The 17,143-nt window shown below is 74.3% G+C and carries 13 protein-coding genes; 4 read left to right on the forward strand and 9 right to left on the reverse strand.

Going from position 1 to position 17,143, the window contains the following annotated elements; all coding sequences use genetic code 11:
* Nucleotides 1–94: 94 nt before the first annotated feature.
* The 3 genes from AC5L3Z_RS07760 to lpdA form a co-directional block, all read right to left on the reverse strand.
* Complete coding sequence (locus AC5L3Z_RS07760; protein ID WP_494840684.1) at nucleotides 95–1,438, reverse strand: low temperature requirement protein A; 1,344 nt, start codon at nucleotides 1,436–1,438, stop codon at nucleotides 95–97.
* A gap of 193 nt (nucleotides 1,439–1,631) precedes the next feature.
* Nucleotides 1,632–3,470, reverse strand: a complete 1,839-nt coding sequence (gene sucB / locus AC5L3Z_RS07765; protein WP_494840685.1) for a 2-oxoglutarate dehydrogenase, E2 component, dihydrolipoamide succinyltransferase — start codon at nucleotides 3,468–3,470, stop codon at nucleotides 1,632–1,634.
* A 73-nt stretch (nucleotides 3,471–3,543) separates the two neighbouring features.
* Entirely contained in the window at nucleotides 3,544–4,974 is a 1,431-nt protein-coding gene (gene lpdA, locus AC5L3Z_RS07770) for a dihydrolipoyl dehydrogenase (protein WP_494840686.1), read from the reverse strand.
* A gap of 141 nt (nucleotides 4,975–5,115) precedes the next feature.
* Between lpdA and AC5L3Z_RS07775 the strand changes: the two genes are divergently transcribed.
* Nucleotides 5,116–5,445: a hypothetical protein gene (locus tag AC5L3Z_RS07775; RefSeq protein ID WP_494840687.1), complete on the forward strand. Its 330-nt coding sequence runs from the start codon at nucleotides 5,116–5,118 to the stop codon at nucleotides 5,443–5,445.
* A 546-nt stretch (nucleotides 5,446–5,991) separates the two neighbouring features.
* Here AC5L3Z_RS07775 and AC5L3Z_RS07780 read toward each other — a convergent pair.
* Nucleotides 5,992–7,563, reverse strand: coding sequence for a leucyl aminopeptidase (locus AC5L3Z_RS07780; protein WP_494840688.1), 1,572 nt, complete (start codon nucleotides 7,561–7,563; stop codon nucleotides 5,992–5,994).
* A gap of 162 nt (nucleotides 7,564–7,725) precedes the next feature.
* Here AC5L3Z_RS07780 and gcvT point away from each other — a divergent pair, with 162 nt between their 5' ends.
* Nucleotides 7,726–8,850: a glycine cleavage system aminomethyltransferase GcvT gene (gene gcvT, locus AC5L3Z_RS07785; protein ID WP_494840690.1), complete on the forward strand. Its 1,125-nt coding sequence runs from the start codon at nucleotides 7,726–7,728 to the stop codon at nucleotides 8,848–8,850.
* 128 nt (nucleotides 8,851–8,978) lie between these two features.
* On the opposite strand, the gene AC5L3Z_RS07790 is transcribed toward gcvT, so the two are convergent.
* The 4 genes from AC5L3Z_RS07790 to AC5L3Z_RS07805 all read right to left on the reverse strand — a co-directional run bounded on the left by AC5L3Z_RS07790 (nucleotide 8,979) and on the right by AC5L3Z_RS07805 (nucleotide 14,894).
* A complete protein-coding gene (locus AC5L3Z_RS07790) occupies nucleotides 8,979–10,265 on the reverse strand; it encodes a DUF2314 domain-containing protein (protein ID WP_494840691.1) in 1,287 nt (428 codons plus the stop codon).
* A gap of 65 nt (nucleotides 10,266–10,330) precedes the next feature.
* The gene (cobS, locus tag AC5L3Z_RS07795) at nucleotides 10,331–11,104 is read right to left on the reverse strand and encodes an adenosylcobinamide-GDP ribazoletransferase (protein WP_494840693.1); all 774 of its coding nucleotides are present in this window, start codon (nucleotides 11,102–11,104) and stop codon (nucleotides 10,331–10,333) included.
* Nucleotides 11,094–13,046, reverse strand: a complete 1,953-nt coding sequence (locus AC5L3Z_RS07800) for a bifunctional adenosylcobinamide kinase/adenosylcobinamide-phosphate guanylyltransferase (protein WP_494840695.1) — start codon at nucleotides 13,044–13,046, stop codon at nucleotides 11,094–11,096. Before AC5L3Z_RS07800 ends, cobS begins: the two co-directional genes overlap by 11 nt.
* Nucleotides 13,047–13,094: 48 nt before the next feature.
* Nucleotides 13,095–14,894 carry a serine/threonine-protein kinase gene (locus AC5L3Z_RS07805; protein ID WP_494840696.1) on the reverse strand — a complete coding sequence of 600 codons (1,800 nt, stop codon included), beginning with the start codon at nucleotides 14,892–14,894 and terminating at the stop codon, nucleotides 13,095–13,097.
* A 156-nt stretch (nucleotides 14,895–15,050) separates the two neighbouring features.
* Here AC5L3Z_RS07805 and AC5L3Z_RS07810 point away from each other — a divergent pair, with 156 nt between their 5' ends.
* A complete protein-coding gene (locus AC5L3Z_RS07810) occupies nucleotides 15,051–15,251 on the forward strand; it encodes a hypothetical protein (protein WP_334531201.1) in 201 nt (66 codons plus the stop codon).
* Complete coding sequence (locus tag AC5L3Z_RS07815) at nucleotides 15,251–16,051, forward strand: site-2 protease family protein (RefSeq protein ID WP_494840698.1); 801 nt, start codon at nucleotides 15,251–15,253, stop codon at nucleotides 16,049–16,051. The genes AC5L3Z_RS07810 and AC5L3Z_RS07815 overlap by 1 nt, the downstream gene beginning before the upstream one ends.
* Nucleotides 16,052–16,106: 55 nt before the next feature.
* Here the strand turns inward: AC5L3Z_RS07815 and AC5L3Z_RS07820 are convergent, their stop codons facing one another.
* Nucleotides 16,107–17,105, reverse strand: coding sequence for an aldo/keto reductase family protein (locus AC5L3Z_RS07820; protein ID WP_494840700.1), 999 nt, complete (start codon nucleotides 17,103–17,105; stop codon nucleotides 16,107–16,109).
* Between the last annotated feature and the right edge of the window lie 38 nt (nucleotides 17,106–17,143).

Consider the following 17,143-nt stretch of genomic DNA (forward strand, 5'->3'; position numbering starts at 1 on the left):
CGGGCCAGCCTGTACCGCCGAAGGGCCGCCGGCCAGTCCGGGCGGGCCGATTCTGCTGACCGACGAATCCGCCCCCGCCGTGGCTGCCGGCCGGCTACGTCGAGGTGCCCATCCCGTCCGTCCCGGTCTCCTTCCACTGGGCCCGGTAGGCGGCCTCGTGCGCCTCGTGGGTGGTCTTCTCGTGGAAGACCACCTGGTGCAGCGCGCGCCGGCCCTCCTCCATGGTGAGCACCTCGACCACCACCAGCCCGACGCAGATCGCGGTGAGCAGGGTGAGCGTGGCCAGCCCGGGCAGGTGGGCGCCGGCCGGGATCCCGAGGGCGAGCAGGAGCACCGCCGCGACCCGGCTCCAGGACAGCGTGCGCAGCGTGCGCCACTGGAACAGCATGTTGCCGCACAGGTAGCAGATCACCCCGCCGAAGAGCAGGGGCACGCTCGGGCCGTGGGCCGGCTCCGTGAGCGGCACGGACGGATCGGCGATCGCGTGAACCACCTCCTCGGCGCCCAGGGCGAAGAGGATGATCCCGGCGATCATCGGAAGGTATAGGTAGGCGTAGGCGTCCCGGGCCATCGCCACCCGTGCCCGCCCCTCGGCGACGTGCAGGGCGATCCGGGCGGCCGGCCCGATGACGTCGTAGTGGGCCCACCAGAGCGCGGCGGTGAAGAAGATGCCCAGCGTCGCCGCCGCGACCGCCGGCCAGGTCGGCGGCTGGCCGAGCAGGTTGCTGCCGACGCCGACCGAGATGACCGATTCGCCCAGCGCGATGATCAGGATGAGTTCGTAGCGTTCCGTCCAGTGCTCGGCCGACGCCACCCCCCAGCCCTCGGCGCCGCCCAGGAGGCCGGACCCGTACTGGAGCACCACCACGCAGAGCCAGAGGCCGTCGCGCACCATGCCCGCCAGGTCGAGGTCGTCGATCCGGGCGGGGATCAACGCCGCGCCGAGCAGCAGGAGGGTGCTGAACACCATCTCCGGGGCGAACCGGATCAGCTGCCTGCGTTCCCGTGGGCTTTCCCGCACGACGTGCAGGTAGAGGATGAAGTGCACCGCGCGGATCACCACGTAGGTGACCGCCACGACCATCGGCCCGGCCGCGCCCGCGCGGGGGTCGTTGAACGACTGCGGCAGGGCCAGCGCGAAGCTGAACAGCGCCGCCATCCCGACGACCATCAGCACCGGCACGAAACCCTCGCCGAGCCGCACCCGGGTGGCCACCACGCTGTGCACCACCCAGGCCCACCAGAGCACCGCCAGCACCAGCATGCCGTGCAGCAACGCCGAACCCGTGATCTCGACGGCGGTGGCCCGGGTGATGATGAAGAACGAGAAGACGAAGACCAGGTCGAAGAAGACCTCGAAGCGGTCCACCCGGGCGCCGGGAGCGACTGCGACGGCGGGCCCCAGCGTCCCGCGCCGCCTCCACCGCCCGCTGCCCACCCGTCCACTCTCGCAGCGCGCGGTCGGCCCGGAGGCGATTCCCCTCAGCCTGCGGCGCGGTGCCGCGGGCCGTCCATCAGCAGGCCGGCAGCCGGCCGGCGAGGTCGCGCTGGCTCGGGGCGCCGCACGCGGAGCGAAACGGCGCAGGGCGCCCCGGTCGACGTGACCGGGGCGCCCTGCGTACGCGGGAGGGTCAGAGGCCCAGCTCGGCCTCGAAGTTGCCGCCCTCCAGGCGCTCCTTGACCGCGGCCAGGAAGCGGGCCCCGTCCGCGCCGTCGATCAGCCGGTGGTCGTAGGAGAGAGCCAGGTAGACCATCGAGCGGACCGCGACGACCTCGCCCAGCTCCGGGTCGTTGACCACGACCGGACGCTTCACCACGGCACCCGTGCCGAGCATCGCCGACTGCGGCGACGGCACGATCGGGGTGTCGAAGAGCGCGCCCCGGCTGCCGGTGTTGGTCAGCGTGAAGGTCGCGCCGGCGAGCTCGTCCGGGCTGATCTTGTTGGTCCGGGTGCGCTCGGCCAGGTCGGCGACCCGCTTGGCGATGCCGCCGAGGTTGAGGTCACCGGCGTTGTGGATGACCGGGACCAGCAGGCCCCGCTCGGTGTCCACGGCGATGCCCAGGTGCTCGGCGTCCGGGTAGGTGATCGTCCCACCCTCGAGGTCCATGCTGGCGTTGACGATCGGGTGCGTCTGGAGCGCCTCGACGGCCGCCAGGGCGAAGAACGGCAGGAAGGACAGCTTCACGCCGTGCCGCTGCTGGAAGGAGTCCTTCGCCTGGGCCCGCAGCTTGGCGATCCTGGTGACGTCCACCTCGATGACCGTGGTGAGCTGCGCCATCTCGTGCAGCGACTCGTGCATCCGCTTGGCGATGGCCTTGCGGATCCGGGGCAGCTTCTCGGTGGTGCCCCGCTTGCTGCTCGGCTGCGGCTTCGCGGCCGGCTTGGCCGGGGCCGCCGCGGCGGCCGGCTGCGGCGCCGGGGCCGGCGCGGCCTTGGCCGCCTTCGCCTTCTCCGCCGCCTCCAGCACGTCCTGCTTGCGGATCCGGCCACCGACGCCGGTGCCGGTGATCGAGGAGAGGTCGACGCCGTGCTCGCTGGCCAGCTTGCGGACCAGCGGGGTCACGTAACCGGCCGCCTCCTCGCCGCCACCCTGGGCGGGCGCGGACGGACGCTGCGGGGTCGGGGTCGGGGCGGACGGCTGCGCCTCCCGCTCGGCCTTGACCGGCTCCGCCGCGACCTCGGCCTCCGCCGCCGGCTCGTTGTACGACATGCCCGGGGTCGGCTCCTCGACCTTGGGCTCCGGCTTCGCCTCGGCCTTCGGCTCCGGCTTGGGCTCCGGCTTCGGCTCGGCCTTGGGCTCCGGCTTCGGCTCGGGCTTCGGCTGGGCCGGGGCGGCTCCGGCCGCGCCGATGATCGCCAGGTCGGCGCCGACCTCGGCGGTCTCGTCCTCGGCGACCTTGATCTCCAGGACGGTGCCGGCCACCGGCGACGGGATCTCCGTGTCGACCTTGTCGGTGGAGACCTCCAGCAGCGGCTCGTCCACCTCGACGGTCTCGCCGACCTGCTTGAGCCAGCGGGTGACCGTACCCTCGGTCACGCTCTCGCCCAGGGCCGGCATCTTGACCGGGGTGCCCTCGCCCGACGGCGCCGGAGCGGCGGCGGCCTGCGGCTGCTGCGGGGCGGGCTGCTCCCGCTCCGGCTCCGGGCCGGTGCCCTCGGCGGCGGCGGTGGGCTCGGCGGCCGGCTCGGCCGCCTGCTGCGGGGCGGCCTCGCCGCCACCGGCCTCCTCGCCCTCACCGGCGATGACGGCCAGCTCGCTGCCCACCTCGGCGGTCTCGTCCTCACCGACCACGATCCGGCTCAGCACACCCGCCGCGGGGGACGGGATCTCCGTGTCGACCTTGTCGGTCGACACCTCGAGCAGCGGCTCGTCGACCTCGACGGTGTCGCCCTCCTGCTTGAGCCAGCGCGTGACGGTGCCCTCGGTGACGCTCTCGCCGAGCCGAGGCATGGTGACCGATACCGGCATCTCTTATGACTCCTTCATTCCCCTGGTGCGATCTCGCCCGTCTGCCGCCGGACGCCGCGGAATAGGTTCTCGATCAGGCGTGCGCGTGCAGCGGCTTGCCGGCGAGGGCCAGGTGCGCCTCGCCCAGGGCCTCGTTCTGCGTCGGGTGGGCGTGCACGAGCTGCGCCACCTCGGCCGGGTACGCCTCCCAGTTGTAGATGAGCTGCGCCTCGCCGACGAGCTCACCGACCCGGGCGCCGACCATGTGCACGCCGACCACCGGGCCGTCCTCCACCCGGACCAGCTTCACGAAGCCGGCCGTCTTGAGGATCTGGCTCTTGCCGTTGCCACCCAGGTTGTAGTTGTAGGTCTTGATCTTGTCGGCGCCGTACTGCTCCTTGGCCTTCGTCTCGGTCAGACCCACCGACGCCAGCTCCGGGTCGGAGTAGGTGACCCGCGGGATGCCGGCCTCGTCGATCACGGCCGGGTTCTGGCCGGCGATCTCCTCGGCGACGAAGATGCCCTGCTGGAAGCCCCGGTGGGCGAGCTGGAGGCCGGGCACGATGTCGCCGACCGCGTAGACGTTCGGCACGCTGGTGCGCAGCCGCTCGTCGGTCAGCACGTAGCCGCGGTCCATCTTCACGCCCTGCTCCTCGTACCCGAGGTTGGCGGTGTTCGGGCCGCGCCCGACGGCGACCAGCAGCAGCTCGGCCTCGACGGTGTCCCCGCCGGCGATGGTGACCTTGACGCCCTTCTCGGTCTTCTCGACCTTCTCGAACGGCTTGCCGACCTTGAAGTTGATCTTCCGCTTGCGGAAGGCCCGCTCCAGCGCCTTGGACGACTCCTCGTCCTCGGCGGCGACCAGGCGGGGCAGCGCCTCGACGATCGTGACGTCCACGCCGAAGGACTTCCACACGCTGGCGAACTCGACGCCGATCACACCGCCGCCCAGCACGATCACCGACGCCGGGACCCGGTCCAGGGTCAGCGCGTGGTCGCTGGTGATGATCCGCTCGCCGTCGATCTCCAGGCCGGGCAGGCTCTTGGCGTACGAGCCGGAGGCCAGGACGACGTTGCGGCCGGTGTAGCGCTTGCCGTCGACCTCGACGACGTTCTTGCCGACCAGCTTGCCGGCGCCGGCCACGAAGGTGATGTTCTTGGTGCCGCCCACCAGGCCCTGCAGGCCCTTGTACAGGCGGGAGATCACACCGTCCTTGTACGAGTTGACCCCGGCCATGTCGATGCCGACCAGCTCGGCCTTGACGCCGAACTGCTCCGACTCGCGGGTCTGGTCGGCGATCTCCGCGGCGTGCAACAGCGCCTTGGTCGGGATGCAGCCGTTGTGCAGGCAGGTGCCGCCGAGCTTGCCCTTCTCGATCAGCGCGACGGAGAGGTCCAGCTGGGCGGCGCGCAGTGCGGTCGCGTAGCCGCCGCTGCCACCTCCGAGAATGACGATGTCGAAGGTCGCTTCGTTCGGCTCGCTCACGTCCAACTCCCAGGTCGCGTCGCTGCATCGGGGGGTCACGGCGGGGTCACAGGAACACACCCCACCTCGGTCATCTTGTCACTAGGGGATGCGCAGCGCGTACCGAGGTGCCCAACGACACGTCGTCGGGACGTACGCTTGGCACCGTCTTCGATGACGCCGGGGGAGGAGAGGGATCGGGTGGGGCTGTTCCGACGACGCAGGCGGACCGAGCCGATCAGCCGGGATCGGGCCGCGGACCGCGGTGACCTGGACCACCTGGAGAACTTCGTCCGGACCCGGCGCGGCGTCGAGGCGTACATCGAGCCGCGGACCACGGTCACCGAGACCACGGTCATGCTGATCGCCGACGACGGGGAGTGGACCCGTCGCCGCATCGACGGCCCCGAGGGCGCCCGGCGCTTCGCCCACAAGCTGGCGATCCCCGTCTACGACGTCCGCCTGATGGGCTATCCGCAGCGCATGCGCGACTACAACGAACGCCGCAAGCGCCGCCCCGAACTCTTCTGACGACCCGTGCCGGCCTCGCCGCCCGGCCGGGCGTCCCTGCGCGACGCGCGACTCGCGGCAGGTCGGGGTGTCCCGGCATCCGGACACCCCGACCGCCACAGGAGTCTGCGGGACGGCACGGCGCGGCGAGGCGCTCGGGTCGTTCGCAAGCGTGATGGCATCTTGATGCCTGTCAGGTATCGCGCTCGCGAGCATGGTGGCGGCACCAACCTGGTTGCTGCGCTTTGGACCTGATGACGTTCACGACATCAGCGTGCCGTTGTCGCCGGTGTGACGGTCGGACCGGCTCGCCAACCGTGATCAGCTGAGTCGTCTACGACATCAGCTCCAAAGGACCCGCGACAGAGCCGTGGGGATCGGGCAACTTCACTCCGATCGGCTGGTCAACAGACTTCCGCATGGGCTGTCCTCCGGATACGAACCGCCACCTCGGGATCGGGCTCGGGCTCGGTCAGGCGTGGGGGCGGGACCGGCGTGCCGGGGCGGGGACGCCGACGGGGCGCCTCCCGGGTGGGGAGGCGCCCCGTCAGGGCTTGCGGGAGGCTGTCAGCCGTTGGCGGCGACGTCCTCGACCAACTGCACCAGGGTGCGGACCGGCACACCGGTGCCGCCCTTGGTCCAGTAACCGGTCGCCTCGCCCGAGTGGTAGCCCGGGCCGGCGATGTCGATGTGCGCCCAGGCCACGTCCTCGGTGACGAACTCGCGCAGGAACACCCCACCCTGGAGCATGTGACCGGCCCGGTCCATGCCGGCGTTGACCTGGGAGATGTCCGCGACGTCGGAGTCCATGCCCTTGCGGACCTCGTCCGGCAGCGGCATCGGCCAGGCGGGCTCGCCGACGGACTCGCCGACGGCCTTGACCCGCTCGCACAGCTCGGGGGTGCCCATCACGCCGGCGATCCGCTTGCCCAGCGCGACGACCTGCCCACCGGTCAGGGTGGAGGTCTCGAAGAGGTAGTCGGTACCGTCCTCGCAGGCCCGCGCCATCGCGTCGGCCAGGATCATCCGGCCCTCGGCGTCGGTGTTGAGCACCTCCACCTTCTTGCCGTTGTACATGGTGATCACGTCACCCGGCCGGTAGCTGGTGCCCGACGGCATGTTCTCCGCCATCGGCAGGTACGCGGTGACGGCCACCGACGGCTTCACCGCCGCGATCGCGATCATCGCCGCGCCGACCGCGGCCGCGCCCGCCATGTCGGACTTCATCTCCCACATGCCCTGGGCCGGCTTGATCGAGATGCCGCCGGTGTCGAAGGTGATGCCCTTGCCGACCAGCGCCACCCGCTTGCCGGTGCCGCCACCGGCGGGGGTGTAGGTGAGCTTGACCAGGCGCGGCGGGGCCTCCGAGCCCTGCCCGACGGCGATGATGCCGCCGTACCCGCCGGCCCGCAGCGCCTCCTCGTCCAGCACCTCCACGCCCAGCCCGGCCTCGCGGGCGGCGGCGGCGACGGCCTCGGCGAAGGCCGGCGGACGCAGCTCGTTCGGCGCGGTGTTGACCCAGTCCCGGCTGGTGCGGACCGCGCCGGCCACCACCGTGGCCCGCTCGATCTCGCCCCGGGCGGTCGCCTCGGCGGCGTCCGGCACGGCGATCAGCACCTCGGCCACCGGCTCCCGGCGGGTCGGCTGCGGCTTGGTCTTGTAGCCGGCGAAGCGGTAGCCGCCGAGCAGCGCGCCCTCGGCGACCGCGCGCAGCGCGGCCGGGGCGTCGGCGTCGTCCGGCAGGGGCAGGCTCAGCGCCACCCGCGGTGCCCCGGCGAGCGCCCGGACGGCCGCGCCGGCGGCCCGGCGCAGCGTCTCCGGGGCGGGGGCGGCGCCGGTCGGCTCCGGTCCGAGCCCGACGGCCGCCACGATCGGCGCGGTGACCGTGCCCAGCGTGGCCAGCTTGATCACCTCGCCCGGGCCGCCGGTCGCGCCGAGCAGCGCCAGCGTCTCGGTCAGCTTGCCGTCGAAGGCGGCCGCGATGCTCTCCGCGCCGTCGGCCAGCAGCAGGGTCCCGGCGGGGCCGTTCGTGGCGGCCGGCTGTCCGGTCTGGCTGTGCACGCCGATCACGATCGCGTCGACGGCGAGCTCGGCCGGGTCGGTGTCGACCAGGCTCAGGGTGGTGCGGGGCGATGTCACTGAAGCTACTCCGGGCGGGCCGGGCCGGTCGCGTCGTCGCGGACCAGCGATGAAGGTCTCCGGCGGCAACCTACCCGCCGGACGTCGGGTGCGTCCCGCCGTTGTTCATGACGGGTCCCGCCGATGCTAACCACCGGTGTGGCCACGGGTAAGTTGCCACCCATGACGGACGTGACCTCCGACGCCGCCGCGACCCGGCTGCGCCGTTCCCCGCTGCACGAGCGGCACACCGCTCTCGGCGCCAAGTTCGCCCCCTTCGGGGGATGGGAGATGCCACTGGAGTACGCCGGCGGCGGCGTGCTGAAGGAGCACACCGCGGTGCGGACGGCCGTGGGCGTCTTCGACGTCTCGCACCTGGGCAAGGCGCGGGTCGCCGGCCCGGGCGCGGCGGCGTTCGTCAACGCCTGCCTCAGCAACGACCTGGGCCGGATCGGTCCCGGCCGGGCGCAGTACACGCTCTGCTGCGACGAGGCCACCGGTGGCGTGGTGGACGACATCATCGCCTACCTGCACGACGACGAGCACGTCTTCCTCATCCCGAACGCGGCGAACACCGCCGAGGTGGTGCGTCGGCTGCGCGCCGCCGCGCCGGCCGGGATCACCGTCACCGACGAGCACGAGGCGTACGCCGTGCTGGCCGTGCAGGGCCCCCGCTCGGCGGAGCTGCTCGGCGCGCTGGGCCTGCCGGTGGCGCACGACTACATGAGCTTCTCCACCGCGACGCTGGAGGGCGGAGAGCTGACCGTGTGCCGCACCGGCTACACCGGCGAGCTGGGCTACGAGCTGGTGGTGCCGGCGGAGCACGCGGTGGCCGTCTGGGACGCCCTCTTCGCGGCCGAGCCCGAACTGCGGGCCTGCGGCCTGGGCGCCCGGGACACCCTGCGCACCGAGATGGGCTACCCGCTGCACGGGCAGGACCTGTCGCTGGAGATCACGCCGCTGCAGGGCCGTTCCGGCTGGGCGGTCGGCTGGGGCAAGCCGGCCTTCTGGGGCCGGGACGCGCTGCTCGCGGAGAAGGCGGCCGGCCCCCGGCGTACGCTGCGCGGCCTGGAGGCCGTCGACCGCGCCATCCCGCGCCCCGGGATGACCGTACTGCTGGGCGACGACCGGGTCGGCGTCGTCACCAGCGGCACCTTCAGCCCCACGAAGAAGCAGGGCGTCGCCCTGGCTCTGCTGGACACCGAGCCGGGGATCGCCGACGGCGACCTGGTCGAGGTCGACATCCGCGGCCGCCGCGCCCAGATGCGCGTCACCCGACCCCCCTTCGTCCAGCCCTCAGTCAAGTAACCCCCACCCCTACGCCTCGGTGATCATGAAGTTGGCGGCAGTCTCTGCGATCAACTTCGCCGCTAACTTCATGATCACCGGACTGGGAGTGGGACTGGGACAGGGCGGGGAGGTATGAGGGGGAGGGGTCAGGCGGGGGGTTCGCCGGCGTCCAGGACGGCCTGGGTCCAGCCGCCCTCGATGACGCCGGTGCCGTCGAGGATCGCCCAGTCGACGATGTCGCTCGCCTCCACCACCACCGGGGAGCCGATCCGCACGGTCGGGTCGGTGTTGGCGTCGCTGGCGCTGTGGCCGACGATCCGCTCCGGCGCGTCCCACGAGGTCACCCCCGCCCAGACGTACTCCGGGCCCTCGTCGCCGGGGAGGCCGTACTTCACCACCAGCTGCGACTCCGGCGGCAGGTCGTCGGCGAGGAAGCGGGCCCGGATGCCGTCCAGCCCGGCGCGGGCGGTGGCGACCGCCCTGCTCATCGCGTCGCCCGGGCGGGCGTAGCGGACGTCCGGCTGGATGCCGGAGAAGAGCGTCGCGCAGGCGGCGGCGAAGTACTTCCCGGCCGGCCCGGTGTGCCCCGGCGGGGGGCGCAGGCTGAGGAACGAGTCGGCCTCCGGGTCGGTGGCCGGGTCCAGCTCCAGCCGGAGCAGCACCGGGGCGGTCGCGCCGTGCTGCTCCGGGTTGCCGTACGCCACCGCGATGTCGTGCCCGGTGACGGTGGCCAGCACCGGCAGCTGCACGAACGCGGGCACCTCCTCGCCGGCCAGCCCGTCGGTCCAGTCCCGCAGCAGCCGTCGCGCCGCCCCGGTCATCACCGCGCCCCAGGCCCGGGTGAGATGGTCCGGCACGCCCTGGGTCTGCAACTCCAGCAGCCCGAACCGGCGCAGCCCCTTGGTGGTGAACCAGAGCCCCTCCGCGTCGGAGGAGTAGGGGACGAGCACCCAGTCGACCAGGCGTACCCGGCCCTGCGCGTCCGGCAGCGAGCGCAGCGCGGCCGCCGGGTCCAGGAACTGCAGGCCGAACACGTCCACCACGTCACCGTCGACCGACTCGGCGACCGCCGCGGCGACCGCCCGGGCCGCCCACTCGTGCGCCGGCGGCCACCCCGGCCGGTACTCGGCCTGCACCACCACCAGGTGGCTGGCCGCGGCGAGCCGGCCCAGCTGCGCCTCGGTGGCGCCGAACGCGGTGAGCAGGTCCGGCGGCAACTGCGGGAACTCGTCGACGGTCCGGGTGTCCACGGTCATCAGCGGGCTGTCCAGCATCTGCCGGGCCAGCCCGTGCACCGGCTCGGCCAGCCGGCCGGCCAGGGCCTGCACCGCCGTCTTCGGGCTCACCCGCGGCAACCCCGCCATCGGCACCAGGTAGGTCGCGCTCAGCGACTCCGGAACCGGAACGGGCAGGAAGTCGTCCGTGATGAGCAAGTCGTCCCCCGGGTGGCCGCGCCGGTGCTGTCGGGGCAAACGCTACCCGCCGCCACCGGTCCGGCTCAGCCGGACAGCACCAGTCCCAGGTAGACCAGCGTGGTGACGACCTCCACGGTGGCGCCGAGCACGTCGCCGGTGACCCCGCCGAGCCGGCGTACCACGTGGCGCAGCAGCCCCACCGCGACGGCGGTGGCGGCCAGCACGGCGACCGGCCCCTGCCACGGGCGGCCCGGCACGGCCGGCACCGCCGCGAGCGCGACGGCGGCCGTGCCGACGGCCAGGGCGACCGGCCCGACGGTCCCGGCGACCAGCGCGCCCAACCCCTCCGGCCGGGCCGCCGGCACACCCCGCCGGCAGGCCACCGCCACCCCGAGCCGCCCCCCCGCCGTCGCCGCGACCACCGCCGCGAGCGCCGCCGGCCAGGACCGCCCGACCAGCTCCGCGAGCGCCGCCGTCTGGAGCAGGAGTACGACCACCAGCGCGGCCACCCCGAACGGCCCCACGTCCGGCTTCTTCATGATCTCCAGCGCCGCCGCCCCCCGCCGGTACGACCCCAGCGCGTCGACGGTGTCGGCCAGCCCGTCCAGGTGCAGTCCCCGGGTGAGCAGGGCGGCGCACCCCACGGTGACCCCGGCGGCGACCAGCGGCGGGGCGAGCGCGCCGAGGAGCAGCAGCACCCCCGCCAGCACCACGCCGAGCAGCGCCCCGACCAGCGGGGCGAGCACCATCGCGGTGCCCGCGACGCTCCGGTCGATCCGGCCCGCCCGCACCGGCAGCGTGGTGAAGGTGGTCAGCGCCAGCCGCAGGCCGTCGGTGCGGCCCGGCTCAGCCGGCACGCCAGCCGGACGGGTCGCGGTCCGGCTCCGGCCCGGTCGTGGTGGGGCCGGGCCCGGCCGGTTCGGGTTCGGTGAAGTCCGGCTCGGGGAAGTCCGGCCCGGTGCTGGCCGGGCCGGGGCCCGCCGGTTCCGGTTCGGCGAAGTCCGGCTCGGTGGTGGCCGGCCCCGGACCGGCGGGCTCCGGCTCGGTGAAGTCCGGTTCGTCCTCGCCGCCGCCGAGCCGGGGGTGTACCGGCAGGGCGGCGGCCAGCGCCAGCACCGACCGCAGCAGCGGCAGCGCGGCCAGCGCGTTCGCCCCCTCGCCCAGGTCGAGCCGCAGGTCCAGCAGGGGGTTCAGGCCGAGCACGTCGGCGGCGAGCCGGACGGCCGGGTGGCCGCCGTGGTCGGCCAGCAGGCACCAGTGCCGGGCCTGCCCGGCCAGGTCCCGGCTCACCATGCCGGCGGCCAGACCGACCGGGCCGTCGAGCAGCACCGGCACCCGGCGGGCGGTCGCGCCGAGCAGCACGCCGGTGGCCACCGCGATGTCGCCGCCACCCAGTTCGGCCAGCACGTCCTTGGCGTCCCGGGGGGAACGCCGGGTCCGGTGCAGCGCGTCCCGGACCGCCGCGCAGCGGACCATCCACGCCGCGTCGTCGATCTCGCCGTTGGCGGTGACCACCCGGCCCAGCACCGCCGGGGGTTCCGCGCCGGCGGTCGCCGCGAGCACCGCGGCGGCGGCGGCCTCGGTGCCGGCGCCGCACGCTCCCAGCACCAGCAGCTCCACGCCCGCGTCGGCGGCCTCCTCGGCGAGTCGCCAGCCGTGCCGCAGGGCCGACTCGACCGCGGCGGGGCTCAACGCCGGCCCCTCCTCGATGGGGGCCGCCGAGGGGGCGTCCACCACCTGGAGGCTCGCGCCGCTCTCCGCGGCGAGCCGGGCCAGCGCGCCCCGCCCCGCGCGGGCCTGCCGGGCCCGCCGCGACGACTCGCCGGGCACCGTGCCGGCGGCGGCGCCGCCCTCGTGGTCGCCCTGCAGCAGCAGCACCCGCACCGAACCCCAGGCCCGTGGGGTGGCGGTGCCCTGGGTGGCGGCGGCGAAGCCGACCACCCGCTCCAGCACACCCAGCCCGGCCCCCGGCACGTCCAGGGTGGCGAGCCGGTCGACGGCCTGCGGCCCGGCGTACTCGTCGGGCATCGGCAGCTCCATGCCGGGCTGGATGACCAGGCCGGTGGCGACCATCGGCAGCGCCATGGTGGGCGCCGCCCACGCGGTGCCGTCGCCGCCGGCCTTCGCGCCGGTGCCCGCCGGCACGGTGGGGGTCAGCACGTCCGGCAGCGGGGTCTCCGGCTCCGCCGTCGTACCGTTGGCGCGGGTCGAGGGCGCGGCCTGGGTGGGCACGCCGGTGGCGCGCGGCCCGGCGGCGGGCTTGAGCCAGACCGGTTGGCCGGCGATCACCAGCGCCACCGCGTCGCAGGCGTCGGCGACGGCCCGGTTCGCCGCGCCGAGCGCGTCGGTGAACGCCCGCCCCAGCGGGGTGGTGGGCACCAGCGAGAGCCCCACCTCGGGGCTGACCAGCACGATCCGCGCCGCGCTGTCGCGGACCGCGGTGGCCAGCTCGGCGATGGTGGCCACGTCGTCGGCGGGCTGGTGCGCCGGGTCGAGCAGCACGGTCACCCAGCCGCCCAGGTCGTCCACGAGCAGCGTCTCGTTCGGGCCGGCGGAGGAGATCACGTCGGCGAGCCGGCGGGGGTCCGTCGCGGTCTCCTCGGTGGTCCAGCCGCCGGGCCGGCGTTCCCGGTGCGCGGCCAGCCGGGCGGCCCACTCGGCGTCGCCCGGGTCGGCGTCGGCCGCCGTCGCCACGTAGCGGACGGTGGGGGCGTCGGCCACCAGGGACTCGGCGAACTCCGACTTGCCCGAGCGGATACCGCCGAGCACCAGGATCGTGTGCCACCCGTCAACGGACATGTCCGTACCTTAGAGCGGAGCGGCGTGGGGCCGCCCGCCGGCCCGTGGTCAGCCGCAGTGCTCGAAACCGCTGCCGTAGCTGGCGCCGCCGGTCGCCCCGCCCCACTTCACGCAGGTGCCGCCGGCTGCGGCGCGGACCGGGCCGGCGTAGTACTCGAACGAGCCGCTGTCGGTGGCCCGGGCCTCTCCCCGCACCTCCAGGAACGCCGACGCCGTGCTCCGCTCGCCGACCGCGGTCTCCTTCAGGGTGACCACGCAGTTGGCCTTCGCGGTCTCGTTCCAGAGCAGGTACACCTTGCCCTTGCGCACCCCGTCGACGGTCAGCGCCGCCGAGTCGATGACCTGGTAACCGCTGCCGCAGACCTGCCCCGCCGAGTACGGGTTCGGCTTCGCCGGCGTGGTCGTGGTCGCCCCGGGAGCCGGTGCGGTGGTGCTCGGCGCGGCGGACCCCGGCTCCGCCCCCGGCCGCGCGGTGGTCGTGCCGGTCGCCGCCGGGCTCGCGTCCGTCGCTGCCGGACGTGAGCCGGTGGCCTTCCCGCTCGGCTTCGGCCGGCCGGCGGAGCGGGTGGGTTCCGGTGCGCCCGGGGTGGACCCGGCGGCCGCCGACTCCGCCGCGGCCAGCTCCGTACCACCCCGGGCCGCGTCGTCCGGCTGGAGCGCCACCACGGCGGTCACCCCGGCCAGCACCGCCACCACCGCGCCCGCGCCGGCCAGCGCCACCCGGCGCCGCCGCGCCGCGCCACCGGCCGGGTGGTGCGGGGGCGGGGCGGTCTCCGGTACGCCGTACCGGCCCGGGTGGCCGGCCGGCGGCGTCGCCTGCTGTCCGCCGGGGACGGCGGGCGCCGGCGGGCTCGCCGGGCGGGGCGGGCCGAACGGCCCGGCGGGTGCGGACGGGCCAGCTCCGGCCGACACCGCCGGCCCGCCTCCCGCCGGCCCGGTCGACGCCGCCGGTCCGAGGGCGACGCCCGGCCCGTCCATGGCCCACGGCGGGCGGGGCGGCGCCGGGAGCACGGCGAGGGTGGCGTCCCGGGCGTCCTGCGCCGCCTCGGCGAGTCGCTCCGCGTCGGCCCAGCGCTCGCCCGGGCTCTTGGCCAGCGCCCGCTCCACCAGCGCGGCGACCGCCGGCGGCGTGTCCGGCGGCAGCGGTGCCGGGCTGTCCTGGGCGTGTCGGAGCGCCACCTGCAACGGGTTCTCGCCGACGAAGGGCGGCTGCCCGGTCAGGCAGTAGTAGGCGACCGCGCCGAGGGCGTACACGTCGGTGGCCGGTGACACCGGCTGCCCGGTCGCCTGCTCCGGCGACATGTACGACGCGGTGCCGAGCACCATGTGGGTGGCGGTCAGCCCGGCCATCGCGCTGGACCGGGCGATGCCGAAGTCGACCAGCACCACGCTGCCGTCCCGCTTCACCAGCAGGTTGCCCGGCTTGACGTCCCGGTGCACGATGCCGGCGCGGTGCGCGGCGTGCAGCGCGGCGGCGGCCTGCCCCACCACCGACATGGTGGAGGCCGGGTCGAGCCGCCCCGCCCGACGCACCCAGGTCGTCAGCGGCTCACCGTCCACGTACTCCATCACCAGATAGCTGACCTGGCTGCCGTCGGCGAGCGTCGCCGAGCCGAAGTCGTGCACGGCGACGATGCCGGGATGCCGCAGCGCGGCCATCATCCGGGCCTCGGCGTGGAAGCGGGTGGTGAACTCGGGGTCGGTCACCAGCGACGGCAGCAGCACCTTCACCGCCACCTCCCGGCCGAGCAGGGTGTCCGTGCACCGCCAGACCGCGCCCATGCCGCCGGTTGCCACCCGTTCGCCCAGCCGGTACCGGTCGCTGAGCACCACGCCTCGAGTCAGCACCGCGTCACCGTACCGGCCGGGGCCGGCGGCGGTGGGACCACCCGGAGGCGGTCGGGGTGCCCGTGGGGGTGAGCGTCGGGCCGTCGCGCGACCGGCCGACTACGCTTGCGGGGGTCCGTCCCCCGGGGACGGTGGAGCGGCGAGGGGAGACGCGGCATGGCGTGGAGCTGGCGGTACGAGGGCACGGACGGCGCGTCGGTCGAGGGACCGGCGGAGACGTTCGGCAGCCAGGCGGACGCCGAATCGTGGATCGGCCAGACCTGGCGGGAGCTCGCGGCGTCCGGCGTCACCTCGGTCGCGCTGGTGGAGGACGACCGGGTGGAGTATCGGATGAGCCTGCTGCCGACGGCGGAGTGATGGGCTACGACCGCCTGGGCGGTGAGCCGCTGGTTCTCGGCGTGCCCAAGGCGGCGTTCCGGCCCAGCCCGATCTTCCTCGCCCTGGTCGCGCTCTTCGTGGCCTCCGGGGTGATGGCCTGGAACGGGTACGGCAACGTCCGGTTCGACGTCTTCCTCTTCGTCGTCTCGGGCTGGGTGGTCTCGCTCTGCCTGCACGAGTACGCCCACGCGGTGGTCGCGTTCCGGGCCGGCGACCGGGACATCGCCCACCGGGGCTACCTGACGCTGAACCCGTTGAAGTACAGCCACCCGCTGCTGTCGATCGCGCTGCCGGTCGTGGTGGTGCTGCTCGGCGGCATCGGCCTGCCCGGCGGCGCGGTCTGGGTGGACCGGCACGCCATCCCGGGTCGGCTGCGGCACACCCTGGTCAGCCTCGCCGGCCCGGCCACCAACGTGCTGTTCACGCTGGTGCTGGTGGCGGCGCTGCGGATCGGCTCGGAGGTCCTCGGCGGGCCGGTCCAGTTCTGGGCCGGGGTGGCGCTGCTGGCGTTCCTCCAGCTCACCGCGAGCGTGCTCAACCTGCTCCCGGTGCCCGGGCTGGACGGCGGCAACATGATCCAGCCCTGGCTGAGCCCGCAGTGGCGGCGCATGTACGACATGTTCGCCCCGTACGGCTTCATCCTGCTCTTCGTGCTGCTGTGGAACCCGCGCATCGGCGGCTGGTTCTTCGGCGCCGTCTTCGCGGTCGGCGACCTGCTCGGCCTGCCGAGCTGGCTCTACGCCCTCGGCCTGGACCAGATCCGCTTCTGGCAGGACTGAGCGGCCCGCCGGCCGGTCCGGCCGGCCCCGACGGGCCGGCCGGACCGGGTGGGCGTCAGGGGCGCTGAGCCGGGCTCTCGGTCTTCGCCGGGTCGCGCTCGGTGACCGGCTCGACGATCTCGTCGATCGCCTTCATCAGCTCGGCGTCGAGCTTCACCCCGGCCGCCTTGACGTTGTCGTGCACCTGCTCAGGGCGGGAGGCGCCGACGATCGCCGAGGAGACGTTCGGGTTCTGCAGCACCCAGGCCAGGGCGAGCTGCGGCATGGTCAGCCCGGCCTGCTCGGCCAGCGGCTTGAGCCGCTGCACCCGGGTCAGCACCTCGTCGGTCAGCCACTGGGCGATGAACCCGGCGCCCGACTTCTCGTCGGTGGCCCGGGAACCGGCCGGCGGGGGCTGACCCGGCAGGTACTTGCCGGAGAGGACGCCCTGCGCCATCGGCGACCAGACGATCTGCCCGACGCCCAGCTCCTCGCTGGTGGGGACGACCTCGGCCTCGATGACCCGCCACAGCATCGAGTACTGCGGCTGGTTGGAGACCAACGGGATGCGCAGCTCACGGGCGAGTTGGTGGGCCTCGCGGAGCTGCGACGCCTTCCACTCGGAGACGCCGATGTAGTGCGCCTTGCCGGCGTGCACGATGTCGGCGAAGGCCTCCATCGTCTCCTCCAGCGGGGTGCTGTAGTCGTACCGGTGGGCCTGGTAGAGGTCCACGTAGTCGGTGCGCAGCCGGCGCAGCGAGCCGTTGATCGACTCCATGATGTGCTTGCGGGACAGGCCGCGGTCGTTGCGGCCCGGGCCGGTGGGCCAGTAGACCTTCGTGAAGATCTCGACGCCCTCGCGGCGCTCGCCGGCGAGGGCCTTGCCGAGCACCTCCTCGGCGCGGGTGGCCGCGTACACGTCGGCGGTGTCGAAGGTGGTGATGCCGGTGTCCAGGGCGGCCCGGACGCAGGCCAGCGCCGCGTCCTCCTCCACCTGGGAGCCGTGGGTGATCCAGTTGCCGTACGAGATCTCACTGACCAGCAGGCCGGAGCGGCCTAGGTGTCGGAATTCCATGCCCCGACCCTAGCCCGACCGGATCATGAACACCGGCC

The organism is Micromonospora sp. LZ37, from assembly GCF_059359015.1.